The following is a 965-nucleotide window of genomic DNA, read 5'->3' on the forward strand; positions in this document are numbered from 1 at the left end:
ATGGCGGCAGTGGCATGACAGCATTGGCATCCGCCCACGGCTCAAGCTGCTTGAGGCGTTTCTCGATCAGCTTCAGGCCGATGTTCCAGCTTTTGCGGATTTCCAGCTCAAACGCTTCCTCGGAAAGGTAGGCATCCGATGCCAGGCACTCGCGCATCTGCGCGAGGAAGCCGACAGGATGAAAATGCCAGCTTTTCGGGTCCATCGGCGTGGATAGGAGCGCCTTGTTTGCAGCGTTCAGGCCATTGTTTTTTACGTTTGCATCACGCCAGAACTGCTGCTTCTGCGCATCCCGGAGAAACGCATTGAACTGATCGGCCGTCAACTGCGGAAGCGGCGGATGCCCGCCAGTCTGCAATTTCGCGTAACGCGTGCTGTTGCGGTCGCTGTCCCATTCCGTGTGAAACCGGATAGCCGTAGTTCGGAGGATCGCATCCACCCCTTCGGAATGCAGATCATCCAGGTTCAGGATCGCCGGAGACTTGTGCGCCGCGCCCACGATGGCCTGCATCACCGCATCATCGTCTTCGACAAAGCCATCGTCCTGCGTATTCAGTTCCATGTCTTCGTACGCCTGCCAGCCTCGCGCGATCCAGTCGCTGTCGGTGGTCAGCGTGACCCACGCATCGCGGACAAAGTCCCGGCCATCGGCAGCGGCATCTGCCTGAAGGGCATACGCGTAGTACGTCGTACCGTCCATGCCGTACAGTTTGAAGCAGACCAGCTTGTTTAAGGCTGTAGGCTTTTTGCCATCAACCGCACAGGGGATAGCTGCGAGAAAACATGACCCTGCCGGAAACGTTTGCATTCCAGAAGCAGCCAAGATACTTGGTTGTTTCAAAGGCTGATACGTCGCCAGCTTCGCCGTCCTCGTCAGCCACACCTTCCCCATGCCGTCGCTTCTCGTTCCGTCTGCATAGTCCTGATGCGATGAGTTAGGGTTATGGATATCCAGCGGAGCCAAG

General features: G+C 57.4%; 1 protein-coding gene. It reads right to left on the bottom strand.

All coding sequences use genetic code 11. From position 1 onward, the window contains the following. Positions 1–965, bottom strand: a 965-nt coding sequence (locus tag PQR53_RS38825; RefSeq protein WP_408465880.1) for a hypothetical protein, incomplete at both ends; no start/stop codon positions are given.

Origin of the sequence: Paraburkholderia fungorum (genome assembly GCF_046027605.1) — a bacterium.
Taxonomy (GTDB): Bacteria; Pseudomonadota; Gammaproteobacteria; order Burkholderiales; family Burkholderiaceae; genus Paraburkholderia; species Paraburkholderia fungorum_F.